18 protein-coding genes and 1 pseudogene are annotated in these 16,377 nt (G+C 65.0%); 17 read left to right on the top strand and 2 right to left on the bottom strand.

Going from position 1 to position 16,377, the window contains the following annotated elements; translation table 11 throughout:
- Positions 1 to 54: 54 nt before the first annotated feature.
- The 17 genes from ABJF10_RS07735 to ABJF10_RS07815 all read left to right on the top strand — a co-directional run bounded on the left by ABJF10_RS07735 (position 55) and on the right by ABJF10_RS07815 (position 14,548).
- Positions 55 to 1,659: a GMC family oxidoreductase gene (locus tag ABJF10_RS07735; protein ID WP_348543963.1), complete on the top strand. Its 1,605-nt coding sequence runs from the start codon at positions 55 to 57 to the stop codon at positions 1,657 to 1,659.
- Entirely contained in the window at positions 1,656 to 2,624 is a 969-nt protein-coding gene (locus ABJF10_RS07740) for a VOC family protein (protein ID WP_348543964.1), read from the top strand. Before ABJF10_RS07735 ends, ABJF10_RS07740 begins: the two co-directional genes overlap by 4 nt.
- A gap of 116 nt (positions 2,625 to 2,740) precedes the next feature.
- On the top strand, positions 2,741 to 3,124 hold the full coding sequence (locus tag ABJF10_RS07745; RefSeq protein ID WP_348543965.1) for a YHS domain-containing (seleno)protein: 384 nt from the start codon (positions 2,741 to 2,743) through the stop codon (positions 3,122 to 3,124).
- A gap of 4 nt (positions 3,125 to 3,128) precedes the next feature.
- Positions 3,129 to 3,824: a hypothetical protein gene (locus ABJF10_RS07750; RefSeq protein ID WP_348543966.1), complete on the top strand. Its 696-nt coding sequence runs from the start codon at positions 3,129 to 3,131 to the stop codon at positions 3,822 to 3,824.
- 5 nt (positions 3,825 to 3,829) lie between these two features.
- On the top strand, positions 3,830 to 4,909 hold the full coding sequence (locus ABJF10_RS07755; RefSeq protein ID WP_348543982.1) for a 3-oxoacyl-[acyl-carrier-protein] synthase III C-terminal domain-containing protein: 1,080 nt from the start codon (positions 3,830 to 3,832) through the stop codon (positions 4,907 to 4,909).
- 140 nt (positions 4,910 to 5,049) lie between these two features.
- Positions 5,050 to 5,448, top strand: coding sequence for a hypothetical protein (locus tag ABJF10_RS07760; protein WP_348543967.1), 399 nt, complete (start codon positions 5,050 to 5,052; stop codon positions 5,446 to 5,448).
- Positions 5,449 to 5,450: 2 nt separating this feature from the next.
- Positions 5,451 to 7,259, top strand: coding sequence for a Rieske 2Fe-2S domain-containing protein (locus ABJF10_RS07765; protein ID WP_348543968.1), 1,809 nt, complete (start codon positions 5,451 to 5,453; stop codon positions 7,257 to 7,259).
- A gap of 51 nt (positions 7,260 to 7,310) precedes the next feature.
- On the top strand, positions 7,311 to 7,805 hold the full coding sequence (locus ABJF10_RS07770; RefSeq protein WP_348543969.1) for a YHS domain-containing (seleno)protein: 495 nt from the start codon (positions 7,311 to 7,313) through the stop codon (positions 7,803 to 7,805).
- A 12-nt stretch (positions 7,806 to 7,817) separates the two neighbouring features.
- On the top strand, positions 7,818 to 8,525 hold the full coding sequence (locus ABJF10_RS07775; protein ID WP_348543971.1) for a phosphopantothenoylcysteine decarboxylase: 708 nt from the start codon (positions 7,818 to 7,820) through the stop codon (positions 8,523 to 8,525).
- A complete protein-coding gene (locus ABJF10_RS07780) occupies positions 8,522 to 9,253 on the top strand; it encodes a DUF1223 domain-containing protein (protein WP_348543972.1) in 732 nt (243 codons plus the stop codon). The genes ABJF10_RS07775 and ABJF10_RS07780 overlap by 4 nt, the downstream gene beginning before the upstream one ends.
- A 143-nt stretch (positions 9,254 to 9,396) precedes the next feature.
- Complete coding sequence (locus ABJF10_RS07785) at positions 9,397 to 9,798, top strand: DoxX family protein (RefSeq protein WP_348543973.1); 402 nt, start codon at positions 9,397 to 9,399, stop codon at positions 9,796 to 9,798.
- On the top strand, positions 9,795 to 10,337 hold the full coding sequence (locus ABJF10_RS07790) for a DinB family protein (RefSeq protein WP_348543974.1): 543 nt from the start codon (positions 9,795 to 9,797) through the stop codon (positions 10,335 to 10,337). The genes ABJF10_RS07785 and ABJF10_RS07790 overlap by 4 nt, the downstream gene beginning before the upstream one ends.
- A 5-nt stretch (positions 10,338 to 10,342) precedes the next feature.
- Positions 10,343 to 11,968, top strand: a complete 1,626-nt coding sequence (locus ABJF10_RS07795) for a VTT domain-containing protein (protein WP_348543975.1) — start codon at positions 10,343 to 10,345, stop codon at positions 11,966 to 11,968.
- 47 nt (positions 11,969 to 12,015) lie between these two features.
- A complete protein-coding gene (locus tag ABJF10_RS07800; protein WP_348543976.1) occupies positions 12,016 to 12,771 on the top strand; it encodes an NRDE family protein in 756 nt (251 codons plus the stop codon).
- Positions 12,746 to 12,970: a hypothetical protein gene (locus tag ABJF10_RS07805; protein ID WP_348543977.1), complete on the top strand. Its 225-nt coding sequence runs from the start codon at positions 12,746 to 12,748 to the stop codon at positions 12,968 to 12,970. The genes ABJF10_RS07800 and ABJF10_RS07805 overlap by 26 nt, the downstream gene beginning before the upstream one ends.
- Entirely contained in the window at positions 12,967 to 13,752 is a 786-nt protein-coding gene (locus ABJF10_RS07810) for a GNAT family N-acyltransferase (protein ID WP_348543978.1), read from the top strand. Before ABJF10_RS07805 ends, ABJF10_RS07810 begins: the two co-directional genes overlap by 4 nt.
- A 121-nt stretch (positions 13,753 to 13,873) precedes the next feature.
- Entirely contained in the window at positions 13,874 to 14,548 is a 675-nt protein-coding gene (locus ABJF10_RS07815) for a lysophospholipid acyltransferase family protein (RefSeq protein ID WP_348543979.1), read from the top strand.
- Between the two features lie 191 nt (positions 14,549 to 14,739).
- Here ABJF10_RS07815 and ABJF10_RS07820 read toward each other — a convergent pair whose 3' ends face one another.
- Positions 14,740 to 15,957 (bottom strand): hypothetical protein, encoded by a 1,218-nt coding sequence (locus ABJF10_RS07820; RefSeq protein ID WP_348543980.1) that lies wholly within the window; start codon positions 15,955 to 15,957, stop codon positions 14,740 to 14,742.
- A 6-nt stretch (positions 15,958 to 15,963) separates the two neighbouring features.
- Positions 15,964 to 16,377, bottom strand: a pseudogene (locus ABJF10_RS07825) (hypothetical protein); the annotation flags it as partial.

A 16,377-nucleotide genomic window follows, 5' to 3' on the forward strand; every position in this document is an offset into this window, starting at 1 on the left:
TGGGAGCTGCGCAAAATCTGTAAGGAATCGTGCGCGGCGCCGACGAATCGGCGCATGAACACCGACACCCATTACGATTTCATCATCATCGGCACCGGCGCCGGCGGCGGCACGCTCGCCTGGAAGCTGGCCCCGAGCGGCAAGCGCATCCTCATCATCGAACGCGGAACCTATGTGCCGCGCGAGAAGGACAACTGGAACTCCCGCGCCGTCAATGCCGAAGGCAAATACAACACGAAGGAAAGCTGGCGCGATGTGGACGGCAAACCCATGCACCCCCACACCAATTACTACGTCGGTGGGAACACGAAGTTCTATGGCGCCGCGCTCTTTCGCTTGCGCGAGGAGGACTTCGGCGAGATTCGCCATCACGGCGGCGTCTCGCCCGCGTGGCCCATTTCCTACGACGACCTGGAGCCGTACTATGCCCAGGCCGAGCAGCTCTATCATGTGCACGGCGTGGCCGGGGAAGATCCCACCGAGCCATGGCGCAGTTCGCCCTATCCCTATCAGCCTGTCAGCCACGAGCGCCGCATCCAACTCCTCAGCGAAGACTTCGCCGCCGAGGGATTGCATCCTTTTCACACCCCGCTCGGCGTCATGCTCGACGAAAGCGATCCGCGCAGGAGCCCCTGCATCCGCTGCAATACTTGCGACGGCTTTCCCTGCCTCATCAATGCCAAGGCCGATGCCCAGGTTTGCGCCGTCGATCCCGCGCTCGAGTGCCCCAATGTCACCTTGATGACCGAGGCGAAGGTCACCCGCCTGGAGACCAGCGCTTCCGGCCGCGAAGTCACCGGCGTCCTCGTCGAGCGCCGTGGCACGACCGAGCGTTATTCGGCGGAGATCGTCATCGTCGCCGGCGGCGCGATCAATTCCGCCGCGCTGCTCCTGCGCTCGGCCAATGACCGGCATCCGCAAGGTCTCGCCAATGGCTCCGGCGTGGTCGGCCGCCACTACATGGGTCACACGAACTCCGTCCTCATGGCGCTTTCGAAGTGCGAGAACCCCACCATTTTTCAAAAGACGCTTTCGTTGAATGACTATTACCTGGCCTCCGACGCATGGGAATTTCCCATGGGCCATATCTCCTTCGTCGGCAAGCTCGACGGCGACACCCTGCGCGGCGGTGCCCCGGCTATCGCCCCGGGCTGGACGCTGGAGCTCATGGGCAAACATTCCATCGACTTCTGGCTCACCAGCGAGGACCTGCCCGATCCCAACAACCGCGTCACGCTCGACCGCGAGGGCAACATCGTCCTCGCTTACACGCCCAATAACGAGGCAGGCCACAAGCGCCTCATCAAAAAGCTGGAGCACCTGCTCAGCGCCCAGCGGAAGTGCCCGCATCACGGCCACGAGTGCCACCAGGGCGTCTTCGCCCGCAATCTCTACCTCGGCCAGCGCATTCCGCTCGCCGGCGTCGCCCACCAAAATGGCACCATCCGCTTCGGCGCCGATCCGCAGACCAGCGCGCTCGACGTGAATTGCCAGGCGCATGAAGTGGACAATCTCTACGTCGTCGATGGCAGCTTCTTTCCGTCGAGCGCCGCGGTGAATCCCGGCCTCACCATCATGGCCAATGCGTTGCGCGTCGGCCAGCATCTCCTCCAGCGCGTCGGCGCTTCGGTGCCCGAGCGCGAACTCGCGGGCGTATGAAATCCAGCCTGTTGCTCCTCGCAGCCCTGCTGCTCGCCGGCGGGTCGGCTTTTGCCGGGGCGCTCCAGGCGCTGGCCGTCGGCCCGATCGGCGTGACCGTCTCCGACATGGATCGCTCGGTCGCGTTCTTTCACGATGTCCTCACCTTCGAGAAAGTCGCCGATGGCGAATTCCACGAGGACGCCTTCGATCGCCTCGAGGGCGTCTTCGGCGCCCGCGTGCGCGTCGTCGACCTGCGTCTCGGCGCGGAGACGCTGCGTCTCACGCAGTATCTCACGCCGCAGGGACGCCCGGTACCCATCGATTCGCGCAGCAACGACCGCTGGTTTCAGCACGTCGCCATCGTCGTGCCGGACATGGACGCCGCCTACGCCCGCCTGCGCGAGCACAAGGTGCTGCCCGTCTCCACCGGGCCCCAGACCTTGCCCGCCTGGAACCAGGCCGCCGCCGGCATCCGCGCCTTTTATTTTCGCGACCCCGACAATCACAACCTCGAGCTGATCTATTTTCCCGCGGGGAAAGGGGATCCCCGCTGGCAGCAGAAAACCGGGGCGCTCTTCCTCGGGATCGACCACACCGCCATCGCCGTCGCCGACACCGAAGCCAGCCTGCGTTTCTATCGCGACACCCTGGGTCTCCGCGTCGCCGGCGAAGGCGAGAACTACGGCCCCGAGCAGGAACACCTGAATCACGTCTTCGGCGCCCGCGTTCGCATCACCGGCCTGCGCGCGCCCTCCGGGCCTGGCATCGAATTCCTCGAGTACCGCACGCCACGCGACGGTCGTCCTTATCCGGCCGACGCTCGGCCGAGCGACATCGTCCACTGGCAAACCAGCGTCGTCGTGCAATCAGCCGCGCCGCTCGTTCGTTCGCTCATTGACCTTACCACTCTTCCGCTCGGCAGTCATCGTGGCGCGCTCATCCGTGACCCCGACGGCCACGCGGTGCAACTCACTGAACCCTGATTCTCATTCAACCACCGGATAGATGGCCGCTTTGCCTGGCGGCGCTCCTGCTTTGGTCCCTCGGTTTTTCCGCGGCCGGCGCGGCATCCTGCGGATTTACCGCAGAGCGGAAACCAGTGGCCGCGCTCAACGTGGAGCAGGGCCGCGCGGTCAAGGGCTACGACGTCGTTGCCTATTTCACCGACGGCCAGCCGGTGAAAGGTTCGCCGCGATTCTCCGTTCGCTGGCGCGGCGCCACCTGGCAGTTCGCTTCCGCCGGGCATCGCGCGGCCTTCCGTCATATGCCAGACAGGTACGCGCCCCGGTACGGCGGCTACTGCGCCTTCGCGGCCTCGCAAGGGAGGATCGTCGATATCGATCCCCGCCGGTGGAAGACAGAAGACGGCCACCTTTACCTCAACGCCAATCGCCTCGCTCATTTCCTTTGGTTGCGCGATCCAGCCGGCCATATCCGGAAGGGGGACGCCTTCTGGCGCACGGTTCCGCAGCGCGAGCTCTGATCGCATGGATGCCCTGTCGTATTTGCCGCCTCCTCCTCCCGTCTGCTTTCGCCGCCGTGGCCGCCGCGCGGTCCCGCGACTCATTTTGGAGCAGGAGCTTTCCCGCGATGTTGCCGAGGCCGCTGCCGAGCTGCTGCAGGTGCTTTGCTGTGGCGAGGAGTCCGCGATCTTTGCCTTCGAGCGCTTGTCCCGCCACCCGGGCCTTCACGAGGCCGCCGCGCTTTGCGCCGCGCGCATCGCGCGGGAGGAAGCATATCACGATGAACTTCTCGGCGGCCTGCGGCGCATTCTCCCGGCCCCGCGACCGGATCCCGCTTTGCTGCCTTCGCTCAAGGGCTTCTACCGGACACTCGATACCCCGGACGCTTTCGTTCACCTCACCCAGATTTGGGCATTGGATTCCGGAGTGTGCCTCATTCTTTCCGCCTTGCGTGGGGCTGGCCGGCCCGTCGGAAAAAACTCCACCCTCGACGCCATCTTCGCCCGCATCCAGCGGGACGAAGCGGGCCACGTCCGCGATTCCGGGCGGATGGCCCGCGAACTTGGGCCGGATCGCGCCGCCGCCGATCTGCGCGTGCTCACTCGCGAGAAGTTGGCCGCTCTTGTCCTCCTCCGGGCCGACGCGCTGGAAACGCTCCACGTCGATCCGGACGCCCTGCGGCGCGCTTTGCTTCGCGTGCCGCCGCGCGTCCTCTCGTGAAAGACATGGATGCCGCGTCGAGCATCTGGATGGATCGGCGTGCCCTCTCCGTCATGGGCACGGCGCAAGCCTTGCCCGGCGAACCCCTCACCACATCCGAGCTGGCGGAAAAAATCCACGCTCGCTTCGGCATCGATCTCTCGCGCCGTGCGCTGGCGATCGGCCGCCGGCTCAACATCCGCCAGCGCCACGTCGCGCGGGATTTTGCTGCTTGCGGAGAAGGCACCCGCCCGGGCGACGGCAACGCCGACCTCGCGGCCCGCGCCGTGCAGGCTGCGTTGACGCAGGCCGGCTTGCGCAGCAGCGACCTGGCTTATCTCATCGGGCACACCGTCACTCCCGCGGAGCCCGTGCCCAGCAATATCTCGCGGGTGGCTCACTTGCTCGGCTATCACGGGCCGGTTGCGGAGTTTCGCCAGGCCTGCACCGGTTTCGTCAACGCCGCGCTTTTCGCCGCGGGGCTTTGCGCGGTCGGTGAGGGACGTCCCGTTGCCGTGGTGGGATCGGAAACTGGATCGGTCTTTTTCGATCCGTCGCGCGCGGCGGAGGATCTCTCGCAACTCGTCAACTTCGTGCAGATGGGCGACGGGGCCGGCGCCATCATCTTCACCGGGGAGCAAGGCCACACGCGCACTCCGCGCCTTTCCCATCTTTACCATGGGCGCCTCCCCGCTGATCTGGCGCCCGGTCTGCAAATGCGCGCCGGCGGTTCGCTCGCTCCGCGGCCGTCCGGTTCCGTCGTGGAGTTCGATCACGCCCCGGCCCAGGTGCGCGAACATGGCGGCGCGCTCTTCCACGGCGCGCTCGGGGCGTTGCGCGAGCACGGGGTGGATTGGGCCGCCCTCAGCCATGTCTTGCCTCACCAGGCCAATGGACGCATGGACCAGTTGCTCGCCCCGCACCTTCCGGCGGGCAAACGCGTCATTGTCCATGCCGACCGGGTGGGCAATACCGGCTCTGCGGCCATTTGGCTGGCGCTGGCCGAGGCGCGTCGCCACCTCCTCGCGGCGGGAAACAGGGTGGTCGTCCTCGGCGCGGAATCCACCAACTACAGCTTCGGCGGCTTTGTCTATGAACACGCTTGATCCCGCCGGCCAGATCACTTCCCCCCGTATTCTTGTAAGGATTCGCCGCCCGCCGCGACGAAGCGAGGGTCCACGCACGGCGCCGTTCCGGACGCCTCCATGAAACGTCTTCTACACCGCCCAACTTTCCACGCCTGATCATGCTGGAACATTTCTTTTCGGTGCTGCTCCTCATCGCTGCGGTCTACCTCGGCTGCGGAGCGCTCGTCGCCGCGTTCTTTTTCGTTGGCTGGTGCCGGCGTTTCGATCCCAGTGCCCGGGAAGGCTCCTGGGGTTTCCGTGTCCTGATTGCGCCGGGCGTCGTCGCGTTGTGGCCGGTGATTCTCGCCAAGGTTGTCCGCCTCCAGCGAAACCAGAAGGTCGAGGGCGAGGCCGAAACTCCCATCTCACCCGAGGCTTTGCGACGCAATCACGCCCTCGCCTTCGTTGTCCTGGCGATCCTCGCTCCGGTCATCTTCGCGGTCGTGCTCGCCTCGCGCGCCCCGCGATGGCAGGACGCCCCGCCGGTCGAAGTCGTCACGAAGCTCACCCTCCGCTGACCATGGGACACGCTTACCAAGCCGTCGGCTGGAACCGGCAAAAGAAGCTCTACGATTTCACCCTCCTCGGGCTGGTCGTGCTCGCCGTCAGCGTCTTCGGCACGATCACCGCTCTACGGCATCCGGATACCACGGCGGAGAGTTTCCTCATCCGCTTCACCGCCGTCACCGCCTTTCTGCTCCTGCATGTCATCCTCGCCATCGGCCCGCTCGCCCGGCTCGACGCGCGTTTCCTTCCACTGCTCTACAATCGCCGCCATCTCGGCGTCACCATGGCCCTGCTCGCCTTGGTGCACGGCGCCTTTGCCATCGTCCAATTTCACGCCCTCGGCGATCGGAATCCGCTGGTCAGTGTTTTCACCGCCTACGGTCGCGGCTACGCGGTACCGTTCGCCGACTTCCGGGCCATCTCCCAATTCCCCTTTGAGATCTTTGGCTTCGCCGCACTCCTTATCCTCCTCGTCATGGCCGCCACGAGTCATGATTTCTGGCTGCACAATCTCGGGCCGTCGGTCTGGAAGGCGCTGCACCAGCTCGTCTACGTCGCCTACGCGCTGCTCCTCGCGCACGTCCTCTTCGGCGTATTTCAATCCGAGCGCAGTCCGGTCTATCCGGCACTGCTCGGCCTTGGTTTTGTTGTGATTGTCGCCCTTCATCTGCTCGCCGCGCGCCAGGAGAGCGGCCTCGACCGGCAGAGATCGACGGCGCTGGCCGAGGGCTTTTTTCCCGTGACCAGGGCAGGGGAACTGCGGGCCAATGAAGGCAAGGTCGTCGTCGTGGAAGGCCGGCGCTACGCGTTGTTCGTGCAGGATGGCCGCGTCTTCGCCCTCTCGAATGTCTGCCGTCACCAAGGCGGACCAGTGGGGGAGGGCCGCATCGTCAACGGTTGCGTCACCTGCCCGTGGCACGGCTTTCAATACAAGGCGGAGGACGGTTGCAGCCCGCCGCCGTTCCACGAAACGCTGCCGACCTATGCGGTGCGCCTCGTCGATGGGACGATCTATCTCTCGCCGCTACCGTTGCCTGTCGGCACGAAATCCGCCGGAGCCCCGCTGCTGGACCCCGCACCCGCGGCCCAAGGCGACTTTTTCATCGGCTGGCAATCGAAGATGGCGCCCGCGCTGGCTCGCTTCGCCCGCACTGCGGCCATTTTCCTTGCTGTCCTCGTCCCCGCCGCCGTCGGTGCGGGGGTGTGGTTTCAACATCCTGTCGACCGCGGCCGGTTCGAGTTTGGCATCGAGAACCAATTCGAGGGCGTGCTCTACGAGCGCCCCATCCCGCGCCTGCGGGTCACGATGGCCGATGGCCGGGTCGTCGATCACGTTCTCGTCGGCTCCGGCAAGTTTGGCCCGCCCGCGGTCATCGCCGGAGCGCAGGGACACCGCGTGCGTTTCACCGGGAGCCTCATCGTCCGCGAGCCGCTGCGTATGATCGAACTCAACCAGCCCAGCACTTTCGCCATTCTCGACCCCGGGGCCACGCCCGTCACGGAAGCCGCCAGCTCGCCGCTCGGCCAGGGCCGTTTTGTCGGCGAACTCGTGGACACCAAATGCTTTTCCGGCGTCATGCGGCCGGCCGCTGGCAAGGTGCATCGGGGCTGCGCCGTTCGCTGCCTCAGCGGCGGTGTCCCGCCCGGCCTGCTGGTGCGCGACCCGCACGGCGCTGGCGTGGTCTTCCTCCTCACTGGCCCGGGTGAGGAGCCACTGCGCTACGACGTGCAACTCGCCGGGACCCTGGTCGAAGCCGAGGGCGCCCTTGAACTTCACGGCGACACGCCAGTCCTCCACGTCACGCACCTCACGCCAAAATGAATGACGCCTCTTAATCCGTAAGGAATCCGCATTCCGCCCGACCAATCCACTATGATCACTGCCTCCTTATTCCCGTCACTGTTCCGTCATCTCGCCATGTTCGCGACCGTCGTCGTCGCGGCATTCCTGTTCGACGCCACCGCCTTGGCCGAGGGCAAGACGCTCGTCAATGTCGACAAGGCCGGCCTCGCGGTGCAGGGCTACGACGTCGTTGCCTTCTTCACCGACGGCAAGCCGGTGAAAGGCGCTTCGCAGTTCGCCAGTTCCTATGGCGGCGCCAACTATTACTTCGCCTCGGCGGAACATAAATCGGCCTTCGATAAAGAACCAGCGAAGTACGCCCCGCAGTTCGGCGGATACTGCGCCTTCGGCGCGAGCAAGAACAAGCTGGTGTCGATCGAAGTGGACGCCTTTCAGGTCGTGAATGGCCGTCTCCTGTTGCAATACGACAAGGGCATCCGCGACAAATTCAACAAGGACACCGCGGGTAACCTGAAGCTCGCCGATACCAACTGGCCCGGCCTGGTTTCCTCGAAAGGAAAGTAATCTTCCCCGCGGATGAAAGTCATCGTGACCTGCGGGCCGAGCTACGAGCCGGTGGATGAAGTCCGGCGCCTCACCAATTTCTCCACCGGTGAACTGGGCGTCCTGCTCAGCGCTGCATTCGCGGCGGCGGGCTTTGAAACGATCTGTCTCCGCGGCGTGGCCGCCACGCACTCCGCCACTCCAGCGGGCGCGAGTGTGCGAAGCTTTACGACCAATGACGACCTCGCCGCACAACTTCGCGCGCTGGGCGAATCGGGCGATGTGACTGGCGTCTTCCACGCTGCGGCGCTTTGCGACTATCGCGTGCGCCGGGTGGAAGACGCCGGCGGCTGCGCCGTCGGGGGCGCCAAGATCGCCAGCCGCAGCGGTGCATTGACCATCCAGCTCGAGCCCGCCACAAAACTCATCGCGCATCTGCGCGAATGGTTCCCGGCCAGCGCGATCGTGGGTTGGAAATACGAGCTCGATGGTCTTGCTTCGGACGCCATCGGCAAGGCGCACCGTCAGGTGATCGAAAATCACACCGATGCCTGCCTCGTGAACGGCCGCGCCTACGGCGACGGCTTCGGCTTCGTGCAGTCGTCCGGTTGTCTCGGCCATATTGCCGATAAACATCGGCTCTGCGCTTTCCTCGTCTCGTGGCTGCGTTTGCCCGCCAACCGGCGCGAACGGCTCCGCGATGCTATCCTGACCCGCCCGCCTTCCCGAATAGCCGCATGAAATCTACCGCTCTCGTCGCTGCCCTGATGCTCGCCACCGCACCCCTCTTCGCCGCCCCAGTCACTTTTGAAAGCGAGGAAACACCCACCACGCTCATCGAGCTCTTTACCTCCGAGGGCTGCAGCAGTTGCCCGCCGGCGGATGCGTGGATGAGCCGGCTGAAATCCCGTCCCGACCTTTGGAAGCGCTTCGTCCCGGTGGCCTTCCACGTCGACTATTGGAACAGCCTCGGCTGGGTCGACCGGTTTTCCTCGGCGGCAAATACCGCCCGCCAGCAGCGCTACGCCGCCGCCTGGCGCACCGAGTCCGTTTACACGCCCGGCCTGGTTCTGGATGGACACGAGTGGCGCGGCTGGTTTCGCGAGTCGCTGCCCGAACCGTCCCCGGCAAAAGTCGGCAAACTCGCGATCACCGTGCACGATGCCCAGGCCGATGTCGCGTTCACGCGCCTCGGCGGCGCCACGCCGCTCGCCGTCGAACTCGCGTTGCTCGGCGGCAACCTCGAATCCAATGTCACCCGCGGCGAGAACAGCGGGCACAAGCTTCGCCACGATTTCACCGTGCTGCATTTTGTCTCCGCGCCGCTCCGTCGCGAGGGGGATCGCTTTGTGGCCACGGTGCCGTTTTCGCTGAAATCCCCGGAAGCGCCCGCCGCCATCGCCGCGTGGATCGTCCCCGGCGAGTCCCGTCCACCGATTCAGGCGACCGGCGGCTGGCTGCGGCCGTAAGGAAGGAGTTCGAGGTTCCATTGGCTCCATTGGCTTGGTGGGCTCCATTGGCTCCATTGCGAAAAATGCCGCTTTTGAAGCCAATATTCATCATTTTGTAAGGAAAGAACGGGGATCGCGACCAATCACGCATGGACACCACCATGCCACCACTCACCAAGCCCGAACTCATCGCCAGTTGGATCTGTCGCGTCATCGCCGCGCTCATCCTGCTCCAGACGCTCTTCTTCAAATTCACCGCCGCACCCGAGTCGGTTTATATCTTCACCAAGGTCGGGCTGGAACCATGGGGCCGCATCGGCAGCGGCGTGGTCGAGCTCATCGCCGCAGTGCTGATCCTTTGGCCAGGCTTGAGCTGGCTCGGTGCGGGCCTCGCGCTGGGTGTCATCAGCGGCGCGCTCATGAGCCATCTCACCGTGCTCGGCGTCGTGGTCATGAACGATGGCGGATTGCTCTTTACTCTCGCGGTCATCGTCGAGGTTTGCGCGGCCATCGTCCTGTGGATTCACCGGCACGCCCTGCCAGTCATCGGAGCACGGTTGTGAACGAAACCAGGATTCTCCACGGCGTCGCGGAAGTGCTGCGGCAGGGCGAGACGCTCCTGCGCGCGCTCGACGATGCCGCCTACACGCAGCGTCTCCCCGCCGCGTTCAACGCCAGCGTGGGCGGCCACTACCGCCACTGCCTCGATCATTTCCAGAGCCTGCTCGTGGCCCTCGACGCCGATGAGGTCAACTACGATCATCGCCAGCGCGATCCGCGCATCGAGACGGAACGCGATTTCGCGGTGAACGAAACACGCCGCATCTTTCGCGGTTGCGAAGGAATTGCCGACCAGTGGCTCACGCGCTCGATCATGGTCCGCACCAAGGTGAGCTACGGCGATGAAACCGCACCGTCGATGCCATCCACCTTCGGACGCGAGCTGATGTACGCGGTAGCCCATGCGATCCATCATTACGCGCTCATCGGAGTCATGTGCGGGCTCATGGGAGTGCCGGTGCCGGCGGGCTTCGGCGTCGCGCCGAGCACGCTCCAGCACCAGGCAGGCGAAGCGAAGAAGGATCCCGCGTCCGCGCGTTGAATTTTATGACTACCCCCTTCGGTGGTGTGTCCGAAGCCGCCGCGCTCTTTGCGCTCACGTTTCTCTCCGAGGACGCTGCGGTGCTGAGCGCGGCGGTCATGGTGGCCAGCGGGATGTTGCCCCTGGGCCTTGGCTTCGCCTCGTGTTTCCTCGGTATCTGGCTCGGCGATCTATGGCTCTACGGGATGGCGCGGGCCTTTGGCGCCCCGTTCGTCGCGCGTTTCTCCGTCGCTCCCGGGGTGCAGCGCAGCCGCGCATGGTTTGAAGAGCGCGGATCGCTGGTGCTCATTGTGAGCCGCTTCGTGCCCGGGCTGCGTCTGCCGAGCTATCTCGCCGCCGGCGCGATGCGATTTCCGTTGCGCACATTCATCTTCGTGACCGGAGTGGTGGCCGCGGTGTGGGTCGCGGTGATCTTTGCGGGCAGCCATTTTCTGGGCGTGGCCAGGGTGCCGTTCATTCGCGAGCACGCGATGTGGCTGGCGGTCGGCGCCGTGGCTGTGACGGGCACTTCCATAGTCGTGAAACCGTGGTTGCGTAAGTTGGCCGCCGATCGCGAAAGCTTGATCACTCGCCGCTGGAAGGCGCGCCTCGCGCGCTGGACCCGGTGGGAATTCTGGCCCGCGTGGCTCTTCTATGCACCCGTGGCAGTATTTTATCTCTGGCTCGCGATTCGTCATCGTGGTTTCACTTTGCCCACGGCGGCAAATCCCGGCATCCCGATGGGTGGGTTGGTCGGTGAGTCGAAATTCGCGACGCTCGACCCGCTGCAAAATGCCTGTCCGGGCGCAGTGGCGCAGACGTGGCTCATCGCGCCGGGATCTCCCGGCGATCGCTTCGACGAACTTCACATCATTGTCGAAAGCCACGCCGTCACGTTGCCCTTCATCCTGAAGCCGGACATCGGCCAGCGTGGTGTCGGCGTGAAACTGATTCGCTCATTGCCCGCCGCGCGTGAATACCTGGCGGCAGTCGATGTCCCCGTTCTCTTGCAGCGCTACGCGCCCGGTCCGCGCGAAGCAGGCATCTTCTATTATCGGCTGCCGGGGGAGGCCGCGGGACGGATCTTCGCGATCACCGAGAAGCTCTTCCCCGTGGTCATGGGCGACGGCGGGCGCTCTTTGGAAGAGTTGATTCTCGCCGATCCGCGTGCCGCAATCGTCGCGGAGACGTATCTCCGGCGTTTCTCTGCACAGCGATCCCGCGTGCTCGCTCGCGGCGAAATCCTGAAGCTGGTCGAAGCCGGCAATCACGCGCAGGGCTGCATTTTCCGCGATGGCATGCATCTCGCCACGCCCCCGCTGCTCGCGGCCATCGACCGCGTCTCGCAGTCGCTCCCCGGCTTCTTCATCGGCCGCTACGATCTGCGCTACGCCGCCGACGATGAGCTGCGCGGCGGACGCGGCTTTTCCCTCGTGGAGCTCAATGGCGCCAGCGCGGAGGCCACGAGCATCTACGATGCGCGCAACTCACTGTGCGCGGCGTATCGCACGCTCTATCGGCAATGGGCGTTGGTCTTCAAAATCGGCGCGCTCAACCGCACCCGCGGCGCGCAGCCCGCCTCCCTTCGCTCCATCTGGCGTGAATGGCGGCGCACGAACGCAGCCATCCGCACCTACCCTCCCGCCGACTGATGTGCAGCGTCTCCTTTCTTCCCCATTCGCGCGGATTCTATCTCGGAATGAATCGCGACGAATCGTTGTTGCGCCCGCTGGCGCGGCCACCCGTAGTCACGAATCGCGGCTCGCGCCTTGCGCTGTTTCCGAGCGAAGCGACGGGCGGGTCGTGGGTTGGGGCGAACGATGCGGGGCTCTGTGTGGCGTTGATCAATTGGTACGCCGTCGCGCGCGCCCCCGGTAGCGGTCGCGTGAGCCGCGGGATCATCGTTCCCGCGGTGCTGGCGGCCGCGAATCTGCCTCAAGCGAAGGAAATCATCACTGCGCTACCGAAACAGGACATGTCGCCGTTTCGTCTGCTGGTCTTTGCCCCGCACGAGCGCATCGCGCGCGAATTTCGCTGGAATCAACGCGCGCTCGAGGAGCTGCCGCACGCCTGGGAACCCCGGCACTGGTTTTCCTCCGGTTGCGACGAGCCTCATGCCCAGCGCGAGCGTGGACGAGTGGCCCGCGAAGCCTGGCGCGAATCGCCGGCAGGGCGGTTGCCGTGGTTGCGCCGTCTCCACGCTTCCCATGAGCCGGCGAGGGGACCGTTCTGTTTTTGCATGCATCGAAAAGACGCCGCCACCGTCAGCTACACCGAGGTAGTCGTGACCCGTCGCACCGCCACCATGCGCTACCACGACGGTCCGCTTTGCTCCGCACCACGGCCCGTGACGACGCAACAAATCACCCTTCAAGCCGTGTGTAAGGAATCCGCGCCACGCCCGACGAATCAGGAAACCACACAACACCATGAATGCCACCCACTCCCGGTTTGATCGTCTCGTCGCCAGCTACTATCCCGCGGTCTTTCGGCTCGCGGTCAAATTCTCCCGCTCGCCCGATGAAGCCGTGCTGCTCACCCGGCGCGCCTTTGAACGGGCCGCCCGGCAGCTTCCGCGCTTTCGTTCCGCCGATGAAATCAATTTCCTGCTGCTGACATCGCTCACCGGCGCCGCCGCGCCCAAGGCCGCGTGAACGCGCTCCCGTCCAGCAAGCGTGCACCGGCGGCCCGAGCTGGCCGCCGTCCCGACTATCGTCTCCGCCTGGCGACTACGCGGGAGGATCTGGAAGCCGCGCAGCGCCTCCGCTTCGAAGTCTTCAATCTCGAACTCGGCGAAGGCCTCGCCGCATCCTACGCTCTCGGTCGCGACGAGGACGCTTACGATGCGTACTGCGATCACCTGCTCGTCCAGAACGACGAAACCGGCGAAGTGATCGGCACCTATCGTCTCCAGACAGGGCAGCTCGCCGCCGCGCATCTCGGCTACTACAGCGAGCAGGAGTTCGCTTTTGCGCCCTATGAAAGCCTGCGTTGCGAACTCGTCGAACTCGGCCGCGCGTGCGTCCACCGCGATCATCGCCACCTGGGCGTGCTCGGCCTGCTCTGGCGCGGCATCGCGCTCTACGCCCACGAACGCGGGGCGCGTTACTTGATCGGCTGCAGTTCGCTGACTTCGCGCGATCCCTCCATCGGTGCCGCCACTTACGCTCAATTTCGGGACGATGGATTTACCGCGGAACCACCCCTTCTCACCACCCCCACACCGGCCTTTGCCTGCCCGTTGCAGCAGCGGGCGACTTCCTGCCCGCCGCCACCGAAGCTCCTGCGCACTTATCTTTCGATCGGCGCCAAAATCTGCGGTCCCCCCGCCATCGATCGCGAATTCGGCACCATCGATTTTCTCACTCTGCTCGATCTGCGCGCGCTGTCAGGGAACGCCCAAGCTCACTTCGGTATTGCTGCCGATGATCTCTAATTCGGCAGTCCTTACCGCCGGTATAGTCGAGCGAGAGCCGTCCGATCGCTGTCGAGCCTGCTCGCTCATCCGATCCGCTACGCGCTGTCTCGGCCTCGGATTGGTTTTCGCCTTCGCCGCGATGGATTACGCGTGCCTTTCGCTGCGCGCGCGTCGCCACCCACCGCTGCTCGAGCGGGCGCGGTGGCTGCACCGCTGGAGCCAACATGTAAATCGCCTCATTGGTCTCCGCCTGCAACATCACGGCGCTCCGCCGCGCCGAGGAATGATCGTCAGCAATCACCTTGGCTACCTCGATGTCCTCGCCTACAGCGCCGTCGCCCCGTGCGTCTTCGTCGCCAAGCAGGAGGTTGCCGGCTGGCCGGTCCTCGGCCTCTTCGCCCGCTGCGCTGGCACGATCTTCGTGGATCGGGCCCACCGCCTGAAAGTCGCCGCTACAAACGCCAGTATCGAAGAAGCCCTCCGCGCCGGTGCCCTCGTCGTCCTCTTTGCCGAAGGGACCAGTTCCAACGGGCGCACGGTCCTCCCTTTCCGCTCCTCGCTGCTCGAGCCCGTGGTCCACTCGATCCATGCCATCGCTCCAGCCGCCGTTCGCTACGAAGTCGAGCAAGGCTCGGTTTCCGACGAAATCTGCTATTGGGGCGAGATGACGCTCGTGCCTCATCTGCTCAATCTCCTGACGAAGCGTGGGATTTACGCGCGAATCGCCTTCGGTGATTTTGACGCTGAGGGGGGCTGCAATTCCCGAAAGGATGCAGCACGATGCCTGCATAGTGCGGTCTCCGCTTTGTTTTGAGATCCAGGCCTGTGGGCCTGGCCCCTGCCCTGCCGGTGATTGCGACCGTTGCTTTCGAATTGGTTAACGAACGTGCGTTTCGGAAAGTTCGACCGGATGAACCAACTGTTCCACGAGACCGAAGGAGGCGCCGCACCCGTGCGCGGCGCGGTTCGCCAGGCCCGGCAAAGAACGGCCCTCCGAGGGACTCGTCATTCGCGGCCGAAGAGCTGCTCCTCTATGGGGAGCGTGCGATACTCCCACGTCGCGGGCTGGACGACGACGATGCGGTGTGGGCGGTACCCTTCCAGTAGCATGCCGCACTTCACCTTGAGCTGAATGCCGCTGCTGCCCGGCGCGGCTGGCACGGTGGTGCGTTCGAGGATGTTGCCGCCTTTGCGGTCGTTGGTCGGGTCGTAAGTCAGCAGGCTCGGCTCGGCGACGAAGAGGTTGGCCTGGGGCTGGGTCTTCGTCTCGGGCGGCATGCCTTTCGGCACGGGCGCATCGAGGCCGAGGTCGTTGAAGAGCGCGGGATCGACATTGCTGAAGAGCGTGACGGTGACGATCTCCTGTTCGTCATCCACGGCGGAAACCCACGCCGGCAGGCCATGATCGCGAATGTAAAGTTGATGCTGCTGGCGCTCCTGCGCGGTGGCCAGTGCGCGGGCTTCGGCGTCGAGCCACAAGTCGGTAATGCGGCCGGGACCGTAAAGCGTCGCCCAATTGAGGTTGAAGAGCACGTCCTGCCCGGCTTGGAGCGCGTCGGGCTGGCCGAAGCCGGAGCCCTGAAAGACGCGCGTCGCCTTGGTGAGTTCAAAGATCTTCGGTTCGCCGATTGGCTGGCCATCCTGATGCAGGCGCGCGGTCAGCTTGTGCTCCGCGAGGTTCACGGACTCGATCTTCCAAAGCTGTTTTTGCCGCGTGTGGAAGGAGAAGTCGTCTTCGAGGCGGAAGCAGCGGCGAAAAGCCACGTCGGTCGTGACGCCGCGCCGATACGCCCCGTCGGGTGGCGGGGTTTTGTCGCCGGGGGGGCGCTGGTAGAAAAGGCCGCGCAGGTGGGTGCCGAGCGGGATGTCCGCCAGCGCCGCGTAGGACCCGTGATAGAAGATCGCGCCGTAGGGCAGCATCTCCGCTTCCAGCGGCAAATCCCACACGCCGCGGTCCTGGCTGTCGTCGCGATCGACGCGGATGCGGAAGGTCCGCAGCGGATGCTCGACGCGGATAAGCTCGCCGGAAATCGCGTGCGCCGAACCTTCCGGGGGAAACTCGCCATCGACGAGTTGGAACCACTCCAGCGGTTTTCCATCCGGCTTGAGGACCTTTTTGTTGGAAGGTCCGTCCGCGTCGGTGCGGTAAGCCGGTGCGTCCGCCCCGTGCAGGAGCAGCGCGGACGCGAATAGGCTGAGGAGCGGGGGTAAAACGCGGCGCATGCAGCGTCAGGCGAGGATTTCCTTGAGCGGGCGCAAGCTGTCCTGGAAGCGGTCGGTTTTCACATCTGCTTGCTGCAGTAGCGTGAGCAGGAGATTGCTGACGCGCGCGTCGCCGTCCACGGGGCGCGAGCAGACTTTGTAGTGGCCCTGGGCATCGGCGACGTTGTACGCGCCGATGACCGGCAGGTTGAAATCGACGTGCTGGCCGTGCTTGTAGCCGAGCGCCTTGCCGCCCGCGAGGATGGTGGGCAGGTTCGCGTTGCCGTGGCTGTGCCCGTAAGCCATGCCGCTTCCCCACAGCACCTGCGTGGTGTCGAGCAGCGGCGCATTGTTTTCCTGATGCTCCTTGAGTTGATCGAGGAAGTAGCTGAATTGCTCGATGAGAAAGGTGTCGGTCTCGGTGAGGCGGCGGAGTTGCTC

It is taken from the genome of Chthoniobacter sp. (assembly GCF_040003245.1).
Lineage (GTDB): Bacteria > Verrucomicrobiota > Verrucomicrobiia > Chthoniobacterales > Chthoniobacteraceae > Chthoniobacter.

Bases quoted from the DNA above. Each gene is read 5' to 3' on its own strand.
- ABJF10_RS07775 (WP_348543971.1), top strand. From the start codon at position 7,818: ATGAAAGTCATCGTGACCTGCGGGCCGAGCTACGAGCCGGTGGATGAA.
- ABJF10_RS07785 (WP_348543973.1), top strand. From the start codon at position 9,397: ATGCCACCACTCACCAAGCCCGAACTCATCGCCAGTTGGATCTGTCGC.
- ABJF10_RS07735 (WP_348543963.1), top strand. From the start codon at position 55: ATGAACACCGACACCCATTACGATTTCATCATCATCGGCACCGGCGCC.
- ABJF10_RS07760 (WP_348543967.1), top strand. From the start codon at position 5,050: ATGCTGGAACATTTCTTTTCGGTGCTGCTCCTCATCGCTGCGGTCTAC.
- ABJF10_RS07755 (WP_348543982.1), top strand. From the start codon at position 3,830: ATGGATGCCGCGTCGAGCATCTGGATGGATCGGCGTGCCCTCTCCGTC.
- ABJF10_RS07765 (WP_348543968.1), top strand. From the start codon at position 5,451: ATGGGACACGCTTACCAAGCCGTCGGCTGGAACCGGCAAAAGAAGCTC.
- ABJF10_RS07740 (WP_348543964.1), top strand. From the start codon at position 1,656: ATGAAATCCAGCCTGTTGCTCCTCGCAGCCCTGCTGCTCGCCGGCGGG.
- ABJF10_RS07805 (WP_348543977.1), top strand. From the start codon at position 12,746: ATGAATGCCACCCACTCCCGGTTTGATCGTCTCGTCGCCAGCTACTAT.
- ABJF10_RS07800 (WP_348543976.1), top strand. From the start codon at position 12,016: ATGAATCGCGACGAATCGTTGTTGCGCCCGCTGGCGCGGCCACCCGTA.
- ABJF10_RS07795 (WP_348543975.1), top strand. From the start codon at position 10,343: ATGACTACCCCCTTCGGTGGTGTGTCCGAAGCCGCCGCGCTCTTTGCG.
- ABJF10_RS07820 (WP_348543980.1), bottom strand. From the start codon at position 15,957: ATGCGCCGCGTTTTACCCCCGCTCCTCAGCCTATTCGCGTCCGCGCTG.
- ABJF10_RS07780 (WP_348543972.1), top strand. From the start codon at position 8,522: ATGAAATCTACCGCTCTCGTCGCTGCCCTGATGCTCGCCACCGCACCC.
- ABJF10_RS07750 (WP_348543966.1), top strand. From the start codon at position 3,129: ATGGATGCCCTGTCGTATTTGCCGCCTCCTCCTCCCGTCTGCTTTCGC.
- ABJF10_RS07815 (WP_348543979.1), top strand. From the start codon at position 13,874: ATGGATTACGCGTGCCTTTCGCTGCGCGCGCGTCGCCACCCACCGCTG.
- ABJF10_RS07770 (WP_348543969.1), top strand. From the start codon at position 7,311: ATGATCACTGCCTCCTTATTCCCGTCACTGTTCCGTCATCTCGCCATG.